The organism is Glycomyces mayteni (assembly GCF_042428885.1).
Classification (GTDB): Bacteria; Actinomycetota; Actinomycetes; order Mycobacteriales; family Micromonosporaceae; genus Glycomyces; species Glycomyces mayteni.
The window spans coordinates 192,175-211,139 of record NZ_JBHMBP010000001.1; the positions used below are offsets into that span (position 1 = coordinate 192,175).

Consider the following 18,965-nt stretch of genomic DNA (forward strand, 5'->3'; position numbering starts at 1 on the left):
CTTCCTCGGGTTCCTTGGTCAAAAGCGGGGCGTTCGGGTCGAAGGCGGGGGAGGCGATCCCGGCCTCGGCGGCGAGGCGGGCCCCGGCGAGGGTGGCGTCGCCTTGCGCGTTGCCTTCGAGTCCGGCGGTGCGCTCCTCGTCGAACCCGGCGAGCTGCACGGAGAGTTCGCGGAGGGTGCAGAGGGGGGCGCCGCGGCTGGGGACCGGGCGGCGGCCTTCCTTGAGCTCGCCCACGAGTTCGAGGGCCTTGGCCTCGTCCATGTTGTCGTAGAACTCGTAGTTGACGGTGACGACGGGCGCGTAGTCGCAGGCGGCGAGGCACTCGGCGTGTTCGAGCGTGATCTTGCCGTCGGCGGTGGTCTCGTCGTGGCCGACGTCGAGGTCGTCGGAGAGCGCGTCGAAGACCTTCTGCCCGCCCTTGGCGTGGCAGAGGGTGTTGGTGCACACCGAGACGAGCCAGTCGCCGGCCGGTTCGCGCTTGTACATGGTGTAGAAGGTCGAGACCGCCTGCACCTGGGCCTTGGTGATGCCGAGGACGTCCGCGCAGAACGCGATGCCGTCGTCGGTGACGCAGCCGTCGTGCGACTGCACGAGGTGCAGGAGCGGCAGGAGCGCCGAGCGCTCGCGGCCCTCGGGGTAGCGGACGAGGATGGCCTCGGCCTGCTCGCGGATCTTCTCCGGGTAGTTCACCTGTCGCAACCTCCCATGACCGGGTCGAGCGAGGCCCCGCCCGCGATGACGTCAGCGAGCAGTCCGCCCTCGGCGAGCGCCGGGATGGACTGGAGGTTGACGAAGGAGGGCTCTCGCATGTGGACGCGGAACGGCCGGGTGCCGCCGTCGGAGACGGCGTGGATCCCGAGCTCGCCGCGGGGCGCCTCGATGGCGGTGTACACCTGCCCGGCCGGGACGCGGAAGCCCTCGGTGACGAGCTTGAAGTGGTGGATCAGCGCTTCCATCGACTGGCTCATGATGTGGCGGATGTGGTTGAGGCTGTTGCCGGAGCCGTCCCCGCCGACGGCGAGCTGCGCGGGCCAGGCGATCTTCTTGTCCTCGACCATGACCGGGCCGGGTTCGAGCTTGTCGAGCCCCTGGCTGATGATCTTCAGGCTCTCGCGGATCTCTTCGAGCCGGACCACGTAGCGGGCCCAGGCGTCGGCGCCGTTGTGGACCGGGACCTCGAAGTCGTACTCCTCGTACCCGCAGTAGGGCATGGTCTTGCGCAGGTCCCAGGCGAGCCCGGCGGAGCGCAGGACGGGGCCGGTGACGCCGAGCGCGAGGCAGCCGGAGACGTCGAGGTAGCCGACGCCCTGGGTGCGCTCCTGCCAGATGGCGTTGCCGGTGAGGAGGCCCTCGTAGTCGTCGAGGCCCTTCGGCATGTACTCGACGAAGTCGCGGATCATCTGGACGCCGTTGGCGGGCAGGTCCTGCGCGACGCCGCCGGGGCGGATGTACGCCATGTTCATGCGCAGGCCGCAGACGGCCTCGAAGATGTCGAGGATCTTCTCGCGGTCGCGGAAGCCGTAGATCATCATCGAGAGCGCGCCGAGCTCCATGCCGGTGGTCGCGAGGGCCACGAGGTGGGAGCTGATGCGGTTGAGCTCCATCATGATCACGCGGATCACGTCGGCGCGCTTGGGGACCTCGACGCCGAGGAGCTTCTCGACGGCGAGGCAGTACGCGGTCTCGTTGAAGATCGGCGCGAGGTAGTCGGCGCGGGTGACGAACGTGGTGCCCTGGACCCAGGTCCGGTACTCCATGTTCTTCTCGATGCCGGTGTGCAGGTAGCCGACGATGGGGCGGACCGAGCGGACGGTCTCGCCTTCGAGCTCGCACACGAGCCGGAGCACGCCGTGCGTGGACGGGTGCTGCGGGCCGAGGTTGACGATGAGGCGCTCTTCGCTGACGGGGTCGACGGAGGCGACCAGCTCGTCCCAGTCGCCGCCGGTGACGGTGTAGACGCGGCCCTCGGTGGTGTCCCGTTCGGCCGCATAGGCGTCCGAGCCGTGCTGCGTCCCGTTGTCCGTGGTGGTCACTTGTAGGCCCTCCTCTCGTCCGGCGGCGGGATGTGCGCGCCGTCCTTGTACTCGACTGCGATGCCCCCGAGCGGGTAGTCCTTCCGCTGCGGGTGGCCCTCCCAGTCGTCGGGCATGAGGATGCGGGTGAGGTGCGGGTGGCCCTCGAAGACGACGCCGAACATGTCGTAGGCCTCCCGCTCCTGCCAGTCGGCGGTCGGGTAGACCGAGGTCACCGAGTGGACCACCGGGTTCTCAAGGCCCACGGCGGTTTCGAGCCGGATGCGCCGCCGGTACGTCATCGACGTCAGGTGGTAGACGACGTGGAGGCGGTTCCTCTGGTCGGGGTAGTCGACGCCGGAGACGGCGTCGCACAGCTCGAAGCGCAGCGACTCGTCGTCGCGGAGGGTCTTGCAGACCTCCTCGGTGCGGTCGGGCGCGATGTGGATCGTGAGCTCGCCGCGGTCGACGACGACGGCGCGGGCGACGTCCTCGCCGAGCAGTTCGCGCAGGGCCGCGAGGACCTCGTCGAAGTACCCGCCGAGCGGCTCGGGCGTGGAGACGAGCTCGAAGGCGCTGGAGGGCTGGCGGACGAGGCCGCCGAAGCCGGAGGTGTCGCCGGTGCCCTTGACGCCGAACAGGCCCTGGTCGTTGCCGTCGCTCATCGCTTCGCCACCGCCTTCCGGATGCGCAGCTGCTCCTCGGTCCCGGCCTTGACGGCCTCGGTCCACTCCTTCTTGCGCTGCTTGTCGAAGCGGTAGGAGGAGGGCATCGCGCCGGGCTTGACGACCGGCTCGGGGAGGTCGGCGAGGGCCTGGCGGCGCTTCTCGCCGAGGGGCTCGTGCTGGACCTTCTCGTGGAGCTTGAGGATCGCGTCGAGGAGCATCTCGGGGCGGGGCGGGCAGCCGGGGAGGTACATGTCGACGGGGACGACGTGGTCGACGCCCTGGACGATCGCGTAGTTGTTGAACATGCCGCCGGAGGTGGCGCACACGCCCATCGACAGGACCCACTTGGGCTCGGCCATCTGGTCGTAGATCTGGCGCAGCACCGGCGCCATCTTCTGGCTGACGCGCCCGGCGACGATCATGAGGTCGGCCTGGCGCGGGCTGGCGCGGAAGACCTCCATGCCGAAGCGGCCGGTGTCGTAGCGGGCGGCGCCGGTCGCCATCATCTCGATCGCGCAGCAGGCGAGGCCGAACGTCGCGGGCCACATGGAGGCCCGCCGCGTCCAGTTCACGAGGGCTTCGACGGAGGTGAGGATGATGCCCTGCGGGAGTTTCTCTTCGATACCCATTTGGCTAGTCCCAGTCCAGTCCGCCGCGGCGCCATTCGTAGGCGTAGGCGACGAACAGCGCGGCGATGAACATGAAGACGGCCCAGAACCCGAAGATCCCGAGCACGTCGTGGTGGACCGCCCACGGCACGAGGAAGATGATCTCGATGTCGAAGACGATGAACAGCATGGCGGTGAGGTAGAACTTCACCGGGAACTTGGTGGGGCCCGACGTGGTGGGCGCGGGCTCGATGCCGCACTCGTACGGGTCTTCCTTGGCGCGGTTCTTCCGGCGGGGGCCGGCGATCCGCGAGGCGATGACCGAGACGACGCCGAAGCCGCCTCCGATCGCGAGCATGATGACGACCGGTACGTAGACTTCCATCCCCATCCTCAGAGCCTCCTTCCGAGTGTTGGCGTGACGAACCGCATCCCGTTGACGATCCGGTCGGCGGCGTCGCGCCCGGGCCGGTCGGTGAGGTTCGCGAGCAGTTTCAATACGACGCGCATGAGCGCCGGACGCTTCAGGCCGTGCTCGGTGCACAGCTTCATGACGGCGGGCCTGCCGATGAGGTGGACGAAGATCCCGCCCATCCGGTAGTACGAGCCCCAGAGGTCGTCCATCCGGTCGGCGTAGGTCCGCAGGACGGCCTCGCGCCGCGGGACGCTGGGTGCCCGGAGGGCCTCGGCGACCACCTTCGCGGCCACTTCCCCGGCCTCGATGGCGTAGGCGATGCCCTCGCCGTTGAAGGGGTTGACCATGCCGCCGGAGTCGCCGACGAGCATGAGGCCGCGGCTGTAGTGCGGGACCCGGTTGAAGCCCATGGGGAGCGCGGCGCCGCGCACGGGCCCGTCGGCGTTCGCCTCGTCGGCGAGGCCCCACTCCTCGGGGGTGTTCGCGAGCCAGTCGCGCAGCAGCGCGCGGTAGTCGGTCTTCCCGTAGCCCTCGGAGGAGTTGAGGACGCCGAGCCCGACGTTGACGCGGCCGTCGCCGAGGCCGAAGATCCAGCCGTAGCCCGGTTGCAGCACGTCGGGTTCGGCGGCGGTGCGCAGCGAGAGCCAGGACTCCAGGTAGTCGTCGTCGTGCTTGGCCGCGGACTTGTAGTACTGGCGGACCGCGACGCCCATGGGGCGCTTCTCGTCTCGCTTGAGGCCCAGGGACAGGGCGAGGCGCCCGGAGACGCCGTCGGCGGCGATCACCAAGGGCGTCTTGAACTCCACGGGCTCGCCGTCGCTGACGGCGGTGACGCCGCAGACGCGCCCGGCGAGGTCGAAGAGGGGCGCGGTGACCTTGACGCCGGTGAGCAGGCTCGCCCCGGCCTCCACGGCCTTGTCGGCGAGGAGCTGGTCGAAGTCGTAGCGGGTGCGGGTGAGCCCGTAGTCGGGGAAGTGGTCGAGGGTCGGCCAGTCGAGCTCGATGGCGAGGTCGTCGGCGACCACGCGCAGGCCCCGGTTGCGGATCCAGCCGGCGGACTCGGAGGTGTCGACCCCCATCTTGAGCAGCTGCGCGACCGCGCGCGGGGTGAGCCCGTCGCCGCAGACCTTCTCGCGCGGGAAACGGGTCTTCTCCAGCAGCAGCACGTCGAGGCCCCGGGCGGCCAGATGATGGGCTGCGGCCGAACCACCGGGCCCGGCGCCGACGACGATGACATCGGCATCCGGGGCTGCGTGAGTGGTCACGGGCGTCCTCTCAGGCGGATGGGGTGGTGATCCTTTACACGACCAACCCGCTTGTGAAGATCTTCACAAGCGTTTGCAGCCAGTCTAGAACTTCGATATCTACGCCCTGTCACTTAGGTCCGCCTAAGTTGTCATTAATCGAGGTCACGAGTCGTACGCGCGTACTTGAACCAGAGTTGCGGGTGCGATTGGAGCGGCTGCGGTGGCGACGCGAACTCACGTGATAAAGCCGACAGTTGTGCCCCCACATAACTGTCGATGCCTGGAAACACTCTCGTAACACGAGCCGGGATCGCGATCACTCACTCACGGGGCTGGTTCGCAAAACGGGCAGACAGTGGCGAGCGCCACATCGTTCAAATTTGAACTTCCATTGGCGCGCCGCTATGGTCGATTGGTAATTCAAATCTGAACTACCTAAGTCGCATTACCGGAAGAGGCAGCACATGAGCGTCGAACCCGTGAAGGTCTCCGTGATCTTCTACTCGGCCACCGGCAACGTCACCGCCCTGGCGAAGCAGATCGCCGAGTCCGCCGAGAAGGCCGGCGCCGAGGTGCGCCTGCGCCGCGTGGCCGAGCTGGCCCCGCAGGCCGCGATCGACTCCAACCCGGCGTGGGCCGCGAACTTCGAGGCGATCCAGGAGATCCCCGAGGCGACCGCGGACGACATCCTCTGGGCCGACGCCGTCGTCATGGGCTCCCCCACCCGCTACGGCAACGTGGCGGCGCAGCTCAAGCAGTTCATCGACACCCTCGGCCCGCAGTGGTTCCAGGGCCTGCTCGCCGACAAGGTCTACTCCGGCTTCGCCGCGGCCTCCGGCAAGCACGGCGGCAACGAGTCGACGCTGCTCGCGCTCTACAACTCGTTCCACCACTTCGGCGGCATCATCGTGGCGCCGGGCTACGCGAACGAGACCCTGTTCGCCAACGCCTCGCCGTACGGCGTGTCGCACTGGAACGGCTACGACATCGACGAGCAGACCCTCGCCGGGGCCACCGCCCAGGCCGAGCGCGTCGTCGCCACCGCCGCGGCCCTCAAGGCCGGCCGCGCCGCGATCAACGCCTGAGACAGCCGAACGCCCGGTCCGATTCCCAAGGGCACCTGCGGGAACGGGCCGGGCGTCGCCGTTTCCTATAGGATATAGGGCTACGCGGCCTGGATGCGGGCGATGATGCGGCGGGACATGTCCCCGAGCGCCCGCACCTCGTCGCGGGTGAGCTCGTCGAAGATGAGGTCGCGCACGGTCTGCACGTGGCCGGGGGCCGCTTTCTTCAGCACTTCGCGGCCGCCGTCCGTCAAGGTGGCGAGGGTCGAGCGGCCGTCGGTGGGGCAGGCGTGGCGGCGCAGGAGGCCGTCGCCCTCCAGACGGCGGGCGACATGCGAGAGGCGCGAGAGCGAGCCGTTGCAGAGGTAGGCGAGGTCGCTCATGCGCATGGTCTGGTCCTCGGCGTGCTCCAGGACGGCCAGGACGCCGTACTCGAAGTGGCTCAGGCCCACGTCGCGGCGCAGGGACTGGTCCAGGGCGCCCGGGAGGCGCATGACCAGGCCGATCAGCGGCAGCCAAGCCGACATCTCCTCGTCGTCAAGCCACGGCGCCGCATCACTCATGCCCCAAGCTTAACTTCACTACTTGATGTATCAAGCAACCCGAGTACCATTTTCGTTGAAGGTTCAAGAGACTGGAGTTCCCGATGCCCACTCGTCCCGGCGCCGCGTTCGACGCCTTCCTCGACACCACCGCGCCCCGCGCGGCCGAGCGCCGCGACTGGACGCCCGCGGACGGGGCCCTCCCGGCGCTGTACCTCTCCCACGGCGCCCCGCCGCTGTTCGACGAGGCCGGGTGGATGGAGCAGCTGTTCGCGTGGGCGCAGGGCCTGCCCAGGCCCAAGGGCGTCCTCATCGTCTCGGCGCACTGGGAGGCCGCGCCGCTGATGATCTCCAGCCCGGACCCCGGCACTCCCCTGGTCTACGACTTCGGCGGGTTCCCGCAGCGGTACTTCGAGATGACGTACGAGACGCCGGACGCGAGCGCGATGGCGAAGCGCGTGGCCGCCGCGATGCCGGACACCGAGCCGCTGCACCAGCACGCGAGCCGCGGGCTCGACCACGGCGCGTGGGTGCCACTCAAGGTCATGTACCCGTACGGCGACGTCCCGGTCCTCCAGCTCTCGATCCCGACCCACGACCCGGACCGCCTCATCGACCTCGGCCGCCGCCTGCGCCCGCTGCGCGAGGAGGGCTACCTCGTCATCGGCTCGGGCTTCATGACCCACGGCCTCCCGTTCGTCGACTTCCGCCACCCCGACCGCGTCCCCGCCTGGTCCGAGGACTTCGACCTCTGGGCCTCGGAGGCCCTCGCCCGCGGCGACATCGACTCCCTCGCCCGCTACCGCTCCCAGGCCCCGGGCATGCCCTACGCCCACCCCACGGTGGACCACTACGTCCCCCTCTTCGTCGCCTACGGCGCCGCCTCGGAGCAGGAGCAGGCGGCGACCACCGTGATCGACGGCTACTGGTTCGGCCTCTCGAAGCGCAGCTTCCAGCTCGCGTGAGGGACATGCGGAAAGGGGCGCCCCGGCTCAGGCCGGGGCGCCCCTTTCGGCGTGCGGGCTACTTGAAGCCGCGGTGCATGGCGACGGCGCCGCCGGCGAGGTTGCGCCAGGCGACCTTGCGGTAGCCGGCCTTGACGATGCGGTCGGCGAAGGCGGACTGGTCGGGCCATTCGAGGGTGGACTCGGAGAGGTAGCGGTAGGCGTCGGGGTCGGAGCCGACGCGGCCGGCGACCTTGGGGAGGACGTGCTTGACGAAGACGCCGTGGGCCTTGCGGTAGGGCTTCCAGACGGGGGTGGAGACCTCGCACAGGACCATGCGGCCGCCGGGGGCGAGGACGCGGAGGATCTCGGTGAGGCAGGCGTCGAGGTCGGCGACGTTGCGGATGAAGAAGGACCCGGTGACGGCGTTGAAGGTGTCGTCGCCGAAGGGCAGGTGCAGGGCGTCGGCGTTCACGAGCGGGACCTGGCGGTCCTGGTGCGCCTGGAGCATGCCGAGGGAGAAGTCCACGCCGATGACGTCGGCGCCGGACTTGGCGAGCTCGACGGTGGAGACGCCGGTGCCCGCGCCGAGGTCGAGGCAGCGCTCGCCGGGCTGGAGGCTGAGGGCCTCGCGCACGGAGCGGCGCCAGCGCTTGTCCTGCCCGGCGACCATGACGGTGTTGGCGCGGTCGTAGTTCGGCGCGACGCGGTCGAACATCGCCGCGATGCGGCCGGGTTCTTTACGCGGGGTATTCGCTTCGTTCGCCTCGATCACCCCGACAGCCTCGCACACCGCTCGATGAAAATCCGCCGGAGCCCTGTCGGTGTGGGCCCCGGCGGATCAAGGGGTTATATCGGGCGCGCGCGGGGTCACGCGTCGCGTGCGGCCTTGAGGGAGCAGGGAAGGGCCGCACGCTCGCCCGGGAAGGGAGCTGTGCTGGGGTCCGGTTGGCACGCACGGGGAGCGGTCGCGGTGGGTGAACCGTTCACTGCGCCTCCTCGTCGTCGTGGACCCGGCGCGGACGCCCGGGGTCCCAGTCTGGGATGACGCTGAGAGATCCCCCGAGTGCGGTCTGCGCTACACGATTACCTTGACGCATGGACGCTGTGATGTCGATCTATGAAACCGAACCGTTATCGCGCGTAACCCATCCGATAACTAGCCGGTGGGCGCGGTCACAGGAGTTTCGGGGGCAAAAGCGGCGGCGGGGCGCGCAATGCGCGCCCCGCCTTCTCCAGGGGATACAACAGAGAGGTGGGGGCCTCTCCGGTGAATCGAGACTTAAGACACCGTGAACAACACGGTGCTCATTCAGCATTGCGGATTACCGGCCGCACGGCAAGTCCCGTCATCGAAGTGTTATCCACTGGGATCGTCGCTACCGCTCTGTGGGACGGCCTTTGAGTACGGTGTGGGTGCAGTGCCCGGCGGCCCCGGCGACGAGCGCCGCGTACGGGTCGCTGTCGGCGGGGACGTCGAAGACGGCGAGGTCGGCGCGGTTGCCGACCTTGATGGCGCCGATGTCGTCGCGGCCGAGGGCCTTGGCGCCGCCTTCGGTGGCGGCGCGCACGAGCCACTCGTCGAGGCCGTCGCCGGAGTCGCCCTGGGCGAGGGCGATCTTCCGCAGGACGGGCCATTCGGCGGCGACGTCGAGGTCGGGCGAGGACGCGCGGGAGTCGGTGCCGACGGCGACGGCGTTGCCTTCGGCGCGCAGGGCCGCGATCGGAGGCTCGCCGGCTTCGAGGCGGGCGTTGGAGCGGGCGCAGACGGCGACCGCGGTGCCCTTGTCGCGCAGCAGCTCCCGGTCGGCCTTGTCGAGGTGGACGCCGTGGGCGACGTGGGAGTCGGCGCCGAGCCAGCCGACCTTGTCCATCTGGACGGCCGGGGAGTGCCCGGCCCCGCCGTCGGCGATCTCCAGGTTGAGTCCGGCGCGGCGGTTCATGAACGCGAACGGGCCGGAGCCGCGGCGCACGAACATGTCCTCGTGGGCGGTCTCGGCGAGGTGTGGGTGGAGGCGGATGTCGAGGGTGCGGGCGAGTTCGGCGATGCTCTTGCCGACGTTGGTGCCCAGCGTGTAGAGGGTGTGGGGGCTGACGCCGACGGCGATGTCGGAGTTGTTGATCGCGCGGGTGTCGGTGACGACCTCGCGCCAGGCGGCGCGGCGGACCTCCCAGGCGGCCTCGTCGATGAAGACGGCCTCCCAGTAGGCGACCCCGGCGAGGTCGGAGGCCAGCAGCGGCGCGAAGCCGGCCGCGGCGGTGACGATGTCGGCGACGGCGGTGACGCCGTGGGCGATCGACTCGTCGATGCCCTCCTGGGTGGAGGCCTTCCAGGCCTCATCGGCGGTCGCGGGGTTGCGGCGCGCGAACTCCTGGATCCACTCGAAGAACTCCTTCTCGTTGCCGTACATGTCGGCGAAGGAGGTGTAGCACAGGTGCGTGTGGGCGTTGACCAGGCCGGGCGTCATGACCCCGTCGTAGGCGGTGGTCTCGTCGGCTTCGGGGGCGTCGGCGGCGGGGCCGACGTAGGCGATGCGCCCGCCGTCGACCCCGACCGCGCCCTCCCGTATCGGGTCGCCCGCGACCGGGACGACGACAGGGGCGGTGTAAAGGTGCATGCGCCCGAGCTTACTCAGGACTCCTATGCGGATTCCAGCGCCGCGTAGGCGGGTCGGACGACCTCGTCGAGCAGGCGGCGGCGCTCGGGGTAGTGCAGGAACGAGGCCTTGACGGCGTTCTCGGTGCACTTGCGGACCTCGGCCCACCCCCACCCGAAGGTCTCGGACAGGAGCTGGAACTCGCGGGAGGTGTGGGTGCGGCTCATGAGGCGGTTGTCGTTGTTGACGGTGACGCGGAAGCCGAGGTCGAACAGGTCCTTGATCGGGTGCGTCTCGATGGACTCGGCGCCCTCGGTCTGGAGGTTCGAGGACGGGCACACTTCGAGGGCGATGCGCCGGTCGCGGATGTAGTGCGCGAGGTTCGAGAGCTTCGCGTCATCGCCGGTGAGGTCGATGTCCTTGATGAGCTGCACGCCGTGGCCGATGCGGTTCGCGCCGCAGACCGAGACCGCGCCCCAGATGGACTCGGGGCCGACGGACTCGCCCGCGTGGATCGTGAACGGCATGTTCTCGCGCCGCAGGTAATTGAAGGCCTCGACGTGGGCCTCGGCGGGGTTGCCGATCTCGCCGCCGGCGATGTCGAAGCCGACGACGCCCTTGTCGCGGTAGGCGGTCGCGAGCTTCGCGACTTCGAGGGTGCGGTCGGCGTGGCGCATCCCGCACAGGATGGTGCGGGCCTGGATCGGGTTCCCGGCCTTCTCGGCGAGGCGCTCGCCCTCCTCGAACCCGGCGAGGGTGGCCTCCACGACCGCTTCGAGCGAGAGGCCGCCGGTGAGCTGCTGCTCGGGGGCGTACCGGATCTCGGCGTAGACGACGCCGTCGGCGGCGAGGTCCTGCGCGGACTCGGAGGCGATGCGGAAGCAGTGCTCGGCGGTCTGGGACACGGCGATGGTGTGGTCGAAGGTCTCCAGGTACCGCGCGAGGGTGCCCGAGTCGGCGGCCTCGAAGAACCAGTCGGCGAGGGCCCCGGCCTCGGTCGCGGGCAGCTCGTGGCCGATCTCGTCGGCGATCTCGATGAGCGTCTGGGGGCGCACGCCGCCGTCGAGGTGCTCGTGGAGCACGACCTTGGGGGCCGCGCGCAGTTCGTCGTGGGAGAGAGCTTGATTCATCCCATGAATATAGTCAGCCGCGTTCGCGGGCCCGCCTCACAGCCGCACCTCGTCCCAGTGGACGGGGCGCTCGCCGTCGAGGACCAGGGCCCATTCGAGGGCCCAGCGGCGGTGCCACACCAGGTTGTCGTCGACGCCGCGGGGCATCGGCTGGCCGGTGCGGCGGGCCTGGTCGCAGACCCAGTCGAGGCAGTAGTAGAAGTCGAGCATCTCGGCGACCACGCCGGGGTCGCGGGTGGGGGTGAGCTGGCGGTCGCGCCAGGTCCCGAAGGACTCGGGGCGGCGCAGGTCCGGGAGCAGCTCGGGGAGCTCCTCGGAGCACGGGACGCCCGGGTCGAGGTGGTCGACGAGGCCCAGCAGCCACGAGACCGTGTACAGGCTCTCCAGCTGGTCGGCATACCGGGCGCGGTCGCCGCGGCCGCAGGCGATGAACCCCCACTCGTCGGGCGCGAGGTGGTCGAGGACGTGCGCGTCCAGCAGCCAGCGCATCGCCAGCTCCTCGGGCATGTCGAAGACCCTGGCCTGCACGATGTTCAGGATCGCGGCGCGGGCCTCCACGTGCCCGCGCGGGCGCAGCCGCGGGAGCCGCCCCTCGGGGAAGGGGAGCGGGAACTGCGCGGGCGGCGCGGGTATGCCGAGGGCACCGAAGCCGTCCACAGTGCGCGTACGAAGGGTCCGGGGATCTGAGGTCACCGTCGGCATGGGGCTCCCTACCACTTGGGGTTCACCTGTGGGGGTGAGTGCGCATTCACTCGGTGGGGGTGGTTGTGAAGAACTGTAGCGTCCGACACACGCCGGAGTCAACGTGGGCCACGGAATTAGTACAGGTTCCATACACGTGTTACGCAGGTGTTTCACTCGCCCCGCCGCGAGTCGCAAGTGTCCGGAGGGACGCGTTGACCGCACTGTGGCGGTGGCCATCTGACACCTGTACGAAGAAGTACTACTTGCGGGTAGCCCGAGCGGCGGCCCGGCCCGCACGCCCCGGCGGCCGCCGGGCAGACTTGCAAGGTGAGCAGCCTCCAAGTCGTCGCGGACCGGTACCAGCTCGTGCGGCCCATCGGCGCGGGCGGCATGGGCCGCGTGTGGCAGGCCGTGGACCAGCGGCTCGACCGCGAGATCGCCGTCAAGCTCGTCAAACCGGACCTCCTGGACGGCCCGCAGCGGTACGAGGCCGCCGCCCGGTTCCGCCGCGAGGCCCGCGTCACCGCCCAGATCGGACACCCCGGGGTCCCCGCGATCTTCGACGCCGGCCTGGACGAGGACTCCGGCGAGCTGTTCCTCGCCATGGCCTACCTGCCGGGCCTGAACCTGCGCGACCTCCTCGACGAGGCCGGGCCGCTCCCCGCGGACTGGACCCTCGCCGTCGGCGCCCAGCTCGCCTCCGTCCTCGAAGCGGCCCACGCCAAGCAGGTCATCCACCGGGACCTCAAGCCCGCCAACATCATCGTCGGACCCCAGGGCCTCGTCCACGTCGTGGACTTCGGGATCGCCGCGGTCCTCGACCTCGACGCCGCCCGCCTCACCGCCACCGGCGACAAGCCCGGCACCCTCAACTACATGGCCCCCGAGCAGATCCGCGCCCAGCCCGCCGGGCCCGCCGCCGACCTGTACGCCCTCGGCGCGCTCCTCTACGAGATGTCCACGGGCGAGCGGCTGTTCGCCGACCGCGGCTCCGCCTACGAGGTGCAGACCGCGCACCTCAAGGAGCTGCCCGAGCCCGTGCGCCGCAGGCGCCCCGACATGCCGGCCGGGCTCGACGGCCTCGTCTCCCGGCTCCTGTCGAAGGAGCCCGCCGACCGCGGCTCCGACGCCGCCGCCGTCTACCTGCGGCTCGCCGAACTCCTCGCGACCGCGCCGGTCTCGGCCGCGCCGATCCGCGACTGCGGCGACCCGACCTGGCCGTTCCGGGCGCCCCTCGCGCCCGCGCGCGTCGCCCCCGAGGCCGCGCGCCTCGCCTCGGTCCCCGCGCCCGACCGCTCCGCGGAGCGGATCGCCGAGGCCGACCGCGCCTACGCAGCGGGCGACTACAACACGGCCCTGCGCGTGTTCCGCTCCCTCGCGAAGGACTCCGAGACCCCCGACCCGGCACTGGCCCTGCACTGCCAGGTGCGCGCCGCGCAATGCCTTGCGGCCCTGGGGAACGCGGCCAGCGCCCTGGCGGGGCTCTCCAGCGTCATCGAGCGGCAGCGGCGGCTCATGGGCGAGCGGGCCCGCCCGGTCCTCAGATCGCGGCGCGTCGAAGTCGACATGCTCGCGGCGGTCGGCTCGGGCCCGGAGGCGCACCGCCGCCTGGCCGGGCTCGTCCCGGAGATGGCGGCGGCGCTCGGCCCGGACGATGCCGATACCATCGAAGCCGAACGGCTGCTGCGGGCCTGGTCCGTGCCGCCCCAGGCGAGTCCCGGGTGGCCGTCGCAGCCCTCCGCCTCGCCTGGGAGTCCTCCGCGATGACCGCCCCCGGTCCCTACGCTCCGCCGATCGACCACAGGAAGCAGCAGACCCGGTACCGCCTCGGGCGGGTCGGGACGTACCTGTGGGCGTTCGCGCCCCTGCTCACGTGCGGGTTCGCCGCCCCGGTGTCGTTCGGCATCGCGATGGGCCGGCGCCGCGACAACCTGACGGTGGCCGCACTGGTCCTCCACTGCGCGCTGATCATCGCGGGCTGCGGGGTGATCGGCGCGTTCGAGTACCCGGCCCCGGACTGGGCGAACACGCTGTTCGGCGTGACGACCGGTATCACCTCGATCGGCGGGACCGCCCAGTTGCTGGTCATCCGCTCGAAAGTGTGGGCGGCGCCGGCGCGCCCGCAGGTCCCGGTGGCGCACCTGTCGAACGCCGAGGTCCTGGACCGGGCCCGCAAGCTCCGGGAGCAGGCGCGGCGGACCGCGCAGGTGGACCCGATGCTCGCGAAGCGGCTCGCGATCGGCCGCCCGGACCTGCCGCGCCAGTTCGACGACGGGGGCCTGGTGGACGTCAACCACGCGCCCCTGCACGTCCTCACCTCCCTTCCGGGCGTGACGGAGCGGAGCGCGCGCCAGATCCTGGAGTGGGTCGAGCGCTCGGGCCCGTTCGCGAGCCTCGGCGAGGTGATGCTGGTGATCGAGATCAGTCCGACGTTCGAGCACCACCTGCGCGAGTACTGCGTCTTCATCCCCTAGGGCCTGTGCTTCAGCGGCCCAGCTCGGCGAGGACGGCGACGGCGGCGCGGGAGGCGTCGTCGGCGTAGGTCGAGGGGAACGCGTCGACCAGGCGCCATCCGGCGCGGGCGAGGGCGCGCTGGCGTTCGATGTGGGCGCGGGGCCCGTCGGGGTGGACGGCGCACAGGACGCCGAACGCGGCGTCGCCTTCGCCGACGACGAGGTCGATCTTCCAGTGGCCCACGGGGTAGCCGTGCCTGACGGCGGCGTCGGCGCCGGAGAGGGCGTCGGCGAGTTTCGCGGGCCAGGCGCCTTCGGTGCCGTCGCCGGGGAGGGGGGCGGGGGCGCGGTCGGCGTGGTCGAGGAATTCGCCGACGAGGCCGCCGGGGTCGTCGAGGGCGGTGACGACGTGGAGGTGCTCGCGGGCGCGGGTGACCATGACGTTGAAGAGGTTGGCGCCGGAGAGGAACCGCTTGCGTCCGGCGCTGTCGCCGGGGGCGGTGCCGAGGGAGGCGATGACGGTCTCGGATTCGGAGCCCTGGAAGGCGTGGACGGTGCCGGTCCTGATGCGGTGGGCGCGGATGGCGTCGAGGTCGAAGCGTTTCATGACGGCCGCTTCGATGGCCTCGGCCTGGGCGCGGAACGGGGAGAGGACGGCGAGGCCGCGGTCTCCGGCGGCGACGAGTTCGGCGAGGAGGTCCACGGCGCGTTCGGCTTCGGCGGGGACGGTGCCGTCCTCGGCGGCGGTGTCGGCGGCGACGCGGTGGACGGTGATGGCGTCGGTCTCCTGGAGGCGCGGGTGGGCGGTCATGGGGCGGACGCGCCCGCCGTAGAACTTGGCGGCGGAGAAGCCGATGAGGTGGGGGACGCTGCGGTGGTGCTCGGTGAGTTCGACGACGGGCCCTGCGCCGCAGGCGAGGTCGTAGAGGCTGACGCGGCCGGTGTCGAGGCGGGCTTCGAGGTCGCGGAGGCCGTGGCGTTCGAGGACCTCGTTGAGGCGGGCGTCGGAGGCGAAGGACACGAACTTGAGCTGGCGGGGGTCTCCGGCGATGACGGCGCGCTCGGCGCGGGCGAGGACGGGGGCGGCGCGGAGCTGGTTGACGTGGCTGGCCTCGTCGATGATGACGAGGTCGAAGGCGCCCGCGCGGGTGGGGAGGATGGCCTCGGCGTCGGCGGTGGTGCCGATCCACAGGGGCCGGGCGCGCAGGAGGGCGGCGGTGTCGACGTTCGCGAGGATGTTGCGGCGGTCGGTGCGGGAGCTGCGGAAGCGCGCGGAGTTGATCTCGGCGAGGGCGCGTCCGGCTTTGCGGTCGCGGCGGTCGCCGGCGGCGGTGGCGGCGAGGAGGGCTGCGGCGGCGGCGCGGGCGGCGTCCTCGTCGGCGCGGGCGAGGTTGCGCCACATGGGTTCGAGGCCGGGGCCGCCGTCGGCGGCGAGGCGGGTCATGGCGCGGAGGTCGCGGGTGATGCCGATGCACTGCTGGAGCGCGGCGGAGTCGGCGGCGGTCCCGGCGAGCCGCTGGAGTTCCTTGCGGGCCTTGCGGCGGCGCCAGCGGGTCCAGGGCCATCCGCCGGTGCCGCGGGTCCGGGCGGCGGCGGCCTCGACGGCGTCGGGGTCGGCGTCGCGCAGGCCGGGGAAGTCGTCGAGGAGGAACACGGGCGCGTCGAGGGCGCGCAGGCGCCGGTCCTCCATGTCGAGGCGGGTCTCGATGGCGCGTTCGACGCGTTCGAGGAGGTCCAGGGCGTCGTCGGCGGCGCGGCGGGCGTCCTTGGCGGCGTCGGGCCGGGGGGCGTCGCCGGGGTTGGCGTGCGCGGGCGTGCCGTTCTCGGTGTCGCCGAACATGACCGGTGCGGGTCCGGGGCGGCGGGCGAGGAGCCGGGCGAGGACGTCGGCGGCGTACACGGACTGGGTGGCGATGAGGACGGACTGCCCGCGGGCGAGGGTGTCGAGGGCGATGGCGGCGAGGGTGTGGCTCTTGCCGCAGCCGGGCGCGCCCGCGACGACGGTGACCGGGGAGGTGCGGGCGCTGCAGACGGCGGCGGCCTGCTCGCGGTTGAGCGGCAGGGAGGAGCGGACGGGGCCGGTGTCGGCCTCGGGGGCGTCGGCGGTCCCGTACATGGCGGCGAGCGCGGTCGCTTCGAGGCCGGGGCGTTCGGACCAGTCGAGGAGGGCCTGCCCGATGGGGCCGGACTCGGTGCGGGGGCCGGAGACGTAGATGACGGAGCGGGCGAGGACGACCGGCTGGGCGCCTTCGGGTTCGGGCCGGTGGGTGACGGCGTTGACGGCGTATCCGGCGGCGGTGGCGGCGGCGAGGAGCCAGGAGGGGTCGGCGAGGTCGCCGCCGGCGCGGTCGGGGCTGAGGACGGCGGTGAGGCGCGCGGCGTGCTCGGTGCCGACGAGCCTGGGGTGGACCGCGATGTCGCCCGCGGGGACGATCTTGTGGTCGAAGGGCTCGGTCCGGGCCACTTCGAGCCGCACGGGCCGGGTGACGAGGGGGACGGCGACGCGGCGGCGCTTGCCGTCCACGGAGTGCACGCCGGTGACGACGCCCCAGCCCTGCCGCAGGAGGCGCTCGTCGCGGTGGAGCTCGTCGTGGGCGGCGAGGTCGGCGGCGCCCGCGACGGTGGTGAGGCTGCCGGTCCAGGAGGACTTCTGGCCGATCTCGTCGGAGTCGGCGGCGGTCGCCTTGTTGACGGGCGCGAGGGCGGCGAGCGCGGTCAGGATGCGGGCGGGGTCCATGGCGGCAGTGTACGGCCGGCCGGCCGCTCCATGGCACGCGAAAGGCCCCGGGGCGGGAGGCGCCCCGGGGCCGGTTCAGGCCGTGCGCCCGTGCGGCGAGGCCGCTGCTCGGCGCTGTTGCTCGGCTCTGCTACTCGGGTCTGCTACTCGACGCAGAGGACCGCGGAGGTGCGGGTGCCGGTGAGGTCGGTGACCTCGTAGTAGCTGGCCGCGCAGGTGGCGGCGGCGCCGTCCACGTCGGGGGCGGCCCAGTCGGCGGCGTCGAAGACGATCGCGTCGGTGACCGTGGTGTCGGCTGCGGCGTCGGCGCAGTCGAGCTTGAACCACTCGACGTCGCTGCTGGACATGCAGTCGCCGGTGTTCGGGGTGACCGGGGTCTTGCCCTCGGCGTTGGGCTTGTCGATGGCCTCGATGCAGAAGAGGTAGTCGACGTTGCCGGTGGTCTGGTCGTAGATCATGTTCCAGTCGGTCCACGGCTGGCCGGGGATGTACGCGCCGTTCTCCTCGCCGCAGGCGTCGTAGACGGCCTGGGTGTCGGTGAGGTCGCCGCCGGCGGCGGTGAGGCCGGGGTCGGCGGTGATCGAGGTGATCGTCCAGAACGCGTCGTCGCCGGAGCAGTCGATCGCGAAGGTCGAGGAGTCGTCGCTGAGGACCTCGTAGGGCAGGCAGTCGCCCGCGGCCGCGTCGGCGGCGGCGTCGAACTGGTCGCTGCTGACGTCGGTGCCCTCGGTGTCGTCCGAGGCGGCGTCGAGGATGCCGCAGCCGGACAGGGCGATGGCGCCGGCGAGGGCGACGCCGCCGACGGCGAGCAGGCGGCGGATGGGACCGGAGTTCAAGTTCATTGGCTGCTTTCTGTGCGGCACCGCGTCTCGGGTCGAACGGTGCTCCTGAGTTCAGCGTGAAGATATGCGGTGACGTCGACTACCCGTGCGGCGCAGCCGGTCACGGAGCGCATTCACACTTCGCCGACCTGCGGTTTCACAGTTTCGCCGGAAGCGTGGGCCAGGCCGCATGACCGGGATCACCAGGTTGCGATTCGATCAAGCTCGATCGCCGTATTGACAGGTTTCTTCGCCGTTCGCCCGGTTCGCCTGCGCCCGTGGCGGATCGGGAAAAGGAGGGCGCGGGTTCCGCCCAATGGTCTCCGCGCCCTCCGGTCGGTGGTCCCCGGCGCTCGGCCGGGGAGGGTGCTAGGCGATCTCGATGTAGTAGACGGTGCCGTCGAGGGCCCAGATGTCCTCGATGTAGATGAGGGTCTGCTCGGCGTCGGCCGGGACTTCGGCGCAGGTCGCGCCGGTGGAGGTGGCGCCCGCGGTGACGTCCACGGTGTTGATGATGTCGTTGGGGACGACATTGGTGCAGGTCTCGGACATGACGCCGTCGGCCCAGATCCCGACCGTGGCGTCGAGCCACAGGGTGCCGGTCTCGGCGCCGTTGTAGGTGCCGTCGACGGTGAACATGGCGAGGGTGTTGCCGTCGGCCGGGGCCTCGTTGAACTCGTTCTCGGCCATGATCGCGTCGGTCGCGTCGAGCTGGACGTCGCTGACGGAGAGGGTCCAGTCGCCGACCTCGACGGTGGAGCCCGCGGGGAGCGGGGCCTCGGGGCTGAGGCCGTCGCCGGTGGCGGTGTCCTCTTCCGCGGCCTCTTCGGCGGCGGTAGTGGTGTCGGAGCCGGTGTCCTCGCTGCCGCCGCCCGCGGCGTCGTCCCCGGTGCCGCACGCGGAGAGGGCCGCGAGGCCGATCAGCGTCGCACCGCTGACGGCGAGGAGGCGCTTCGAGATCTCGGGGAATTCGATGTTCATGGGAAACCTTCCGTGGGGTGTCGATCGTTGATGGAAGCTTGTGAAGTTACTTCACGAGACT

General features: G+C 71.2%; 17 protein-coding genes and 1 pseudogene. 4 read left to right on the forward strand and 14 right to left on the reverse strand.

The window, feature by feature from the left end; genetic code table 11:
* Positions 1-13: 13 nt before the first annotated feature.
* The 6 genes and pseudogenes from nuoE to ACFFXY_RS00935 form a co-directional block, all read right to left on the reverse strand.
* Positions 14-691 (reverse strand): annotated as a pseudogene (gene nuoE, locus ACFFXY_RS00910) (NADH-quinone oxidoreductase subunit NuoE); the annotation flags it as partial.
* A complete protein-coding gene (locus tag ACFFXY_RS00915) occupies positions 688-2,034 on the reverse strand; it encodes an NADH-quinone oxidoreductase subunit D (protein WP_382344969.1) in 1,347 nt (448 codons plus the stop codon). The gene ACFFXY_RS00915 and the pseudogene nuoE, both read right to left, overlap by 4 nt.
* A complete protein-coding gene (locus ACFFXY_RS00920; protein ID WP_382344971.1) occupies positions 2,031-2,678 on the reverse strand; it encodes an NADH-quinone oxidoreductase subunit C in 648 nt (215 codons plus the stop codon). The genes ACFFXY_RS00915 and ACFFXY_RS00920 overlap by 4 nt, the downstream gene beginning before the upstream one ends.
* Positions 2,675-3,310, reverse strand: a complete 636-nt coding sequence (locus ACFFXY_RS00925; protein ID WP_359952563.1) for a NuoB/complex I 20 kDa subunit family protein — start codon at positions 3,308-3,310, stop codon at positions 2,675-2,677. Before ACFFXY_RS00925 ends, ACFFXY_RS00920 begins: the two co-directional genes overlap by 4 nt.
* A gap of 4 nt (positions 3,311-3,314) precedes the next feature.
* On the reverse strand, positions 3,315-3,674 hold the full coding sequence (locus ACFFXY_RS00930) for an NADH-quinone oxidoreductase subunit A (RefSeq protein ID WP_382344973.1): 360 nt from the start codon (positions 3,672-3,674) through the stop codon (positions 3,315-3,317).
* Between the two features lie 8 nt (positions 3,675-3,682).
* A complete protein-coding gene (locus ACFFXY_RS00935; RefSeq protein WP_382344975.1) occupies positions 3,683-4,969 on the reverse strand; it encodes a geranylgeranyl reductase family protein in 1,287 nt (428 codons plus the stop codon).
* Positions 4,970-5,415: 446 nt separating this feature from the next.
* Between ACFFXY_RS00935 and wrbA the strand changes: the two genes are divergently transcribed.
* Positions 5,416-6,036: an NAD(P)H:quinone oxidoreductase gene (gene wrbA, locus ACFFXY_RS00940; protein ID WP_382344977.1), complete on the forward strand. Its 621-nt coding sequence runs from the start codon at positions 5,416-5,418 to the stop codon at positions 6,034-6,036.
* Between the two features lie 80 nt (positions 6,037-6,116).
* Here wrbA and ACFFXY_RS00945 read toward each other — a convergent pair whose 3' ends face one another.
* Complete coding sequence (locus ACFFXY_RS00945; RefSeq protein WP_382344979.1) at positions 6,117-6,578, reverse strand: MarR family winged helix-turn-helix transcriptional regulator; 462 nt, start codon at positions 6,576-6,578, stop codon at positions 6,117-6,119.
* A gap of 83 nt (positions 6,579-6,661) precedes the next feature.
* On the opposite strand from ACFFXY_RS00945, the gene ACFFXY_RS00950 reads away from it, so the two are divergent.
* Complete coding sequence (locus ACFFXY_RS00950; RefSeq protein ID WP_382344981.1) at positions 6,662-7,522, forward strand: dioxygenase family protein; 861 nt, start codon at positions 6,662-6,664, stop codon at positions 7,520-7,522.
* A gap of 58 nt (positions 7,523-7,580) precedes the next feature.
* Here ACFFXY_RS00950 and ACFFXY_RS00955 read toward each other — a convergent pair whose 3' ends face one another.
* The 4 genes from ACFFXY_RS00955 to ACFFXY_RS00970 form a co-directional block, all read right to left on the reverse strand.
* A complete protein-coding gene (locus ACFFXY_RS00955; RefSeq protein ID WP_382344983.1) occupies positions 7,581-8,219 on the reverse strand; it encodes a class I SAM-dependent methyltransferase in 639 nt (212 codons plus the stop codon).
* Positions 8,220-8,880: 661 nt separating this feature from the next.
* Positions 8,881-10,119, reverse strand: a complete 1,239-nt coding sequence (locus tag ACFFXY_RS00960; RefSeq protein ID WP_382344985.1) for an amidohydrolase family protein — start codon at positions 10,117-10,119, stop codon at positions 8,881-8,883.
* Positions 10,120-10,142: 23 nt separating this feature from the next.
* Positions 10,143-11,228, reverse strand: a complete 1,086-nt coding sequence (locus ACFFXY_RS00965; protein ID WP_382344987.1) for an adenosine deaminase — start codon at positions 11,226-11,228, stop codon at positions 10,143-10,145.
* Positions 11,229-11,264: 36 nt separating this feature from the next.
* Positions 11,265-11,885 carry a DUF4272 domain-containing protein gene (locus tag ACFFXY_RS00970; RefSeq protein ID WP_359952577.1) on the reverse strand — a complete coding sequence of 207 codons (621 nt, stop codon included), beginning with the start codon at positions 11,883-11,885 and terminating at the stop codon, positions 11,265-11,267.
* Between the two features lie 354 nt (positions 11,886-12,239).
* Here ACFFXY_RS00970 and ACFFXY_RS00975 point away from each other — a divergent pair, with 354 nt between their 5' ends.
* Together ACFFXY_RS00975 and ACFFXY_RS00980 are read left to right on the forward strand one after the other, a co-directional pair.
* Positions 12,240-13,679 (forward strand): serine/threonine-protein kinase, encoded by a 1,440-nt coding sequence (locus tag ACFFXY_RS00975; protein WP_382344989.1) that lies wholly within the window; start codon positions 12,240-12,242, stop codon positions 13,677-13,679.
* Positions 13,634-14,386, forward strand: coding sequence for a ComEA family DNA-binding protein (locus ACFFXY_RS00980; RefSeq protein WP_382344991.1), 753 nt, complete (start codon positions 13,634-13,636; stop codon positions 14,384-14,386). The genes ACFFXY_RS00975 and ACFFXY_RS00980 overlap by 46 nt, the downstream gene beginning before the upstream one ends.
* Positions 14,387-14,396: 10 nt before the next feature.
* Here ACFFXY_RS00980 and ACFFXY_RS00985 read toward each other — a convergent pair whose 3' ends face one another.
* From ACFFXY_RS00985 to ACFFXY_RS00995, 3 genes are all read right to left on the reverse strand, one after another.
* Complete coding sequence (locus ACFFXY_RS00985; protein WP_382344993.1) at positions 14,397-17,102, reverse strand: AAA domain-containing protein; 2,706 nt, start codon at positions 17,100-17,102, stop codon at positions 14,397-14,399.
* Positions 17,103-17,245: 143 nt separating this feature from the next.
* On the reverse strand, positions 17,246-17,944 hold the full coding sequence (locus ACFFXY_RS00990; RefSeq protein WP_382344995.1) for a hypothetical protein: 699 nt from the start codon (positions 17,942-17,944) through the stop codon (positions 17,246-17,248).
* Positions 17,945-18,292: 348 nt separating this feature from the next.
* Complete coding sequence (locus ACFFXY_RS00995) at positions 18,293-18,904, reverse strand: hypothetical protein (protein WP_382344997.1); 612 nt, start codon at positions 18,902-18,904, stop codon at positions 18,293-18,295.
* Positions 18,905-18,965: the final 61 nt, after the last annotated feature.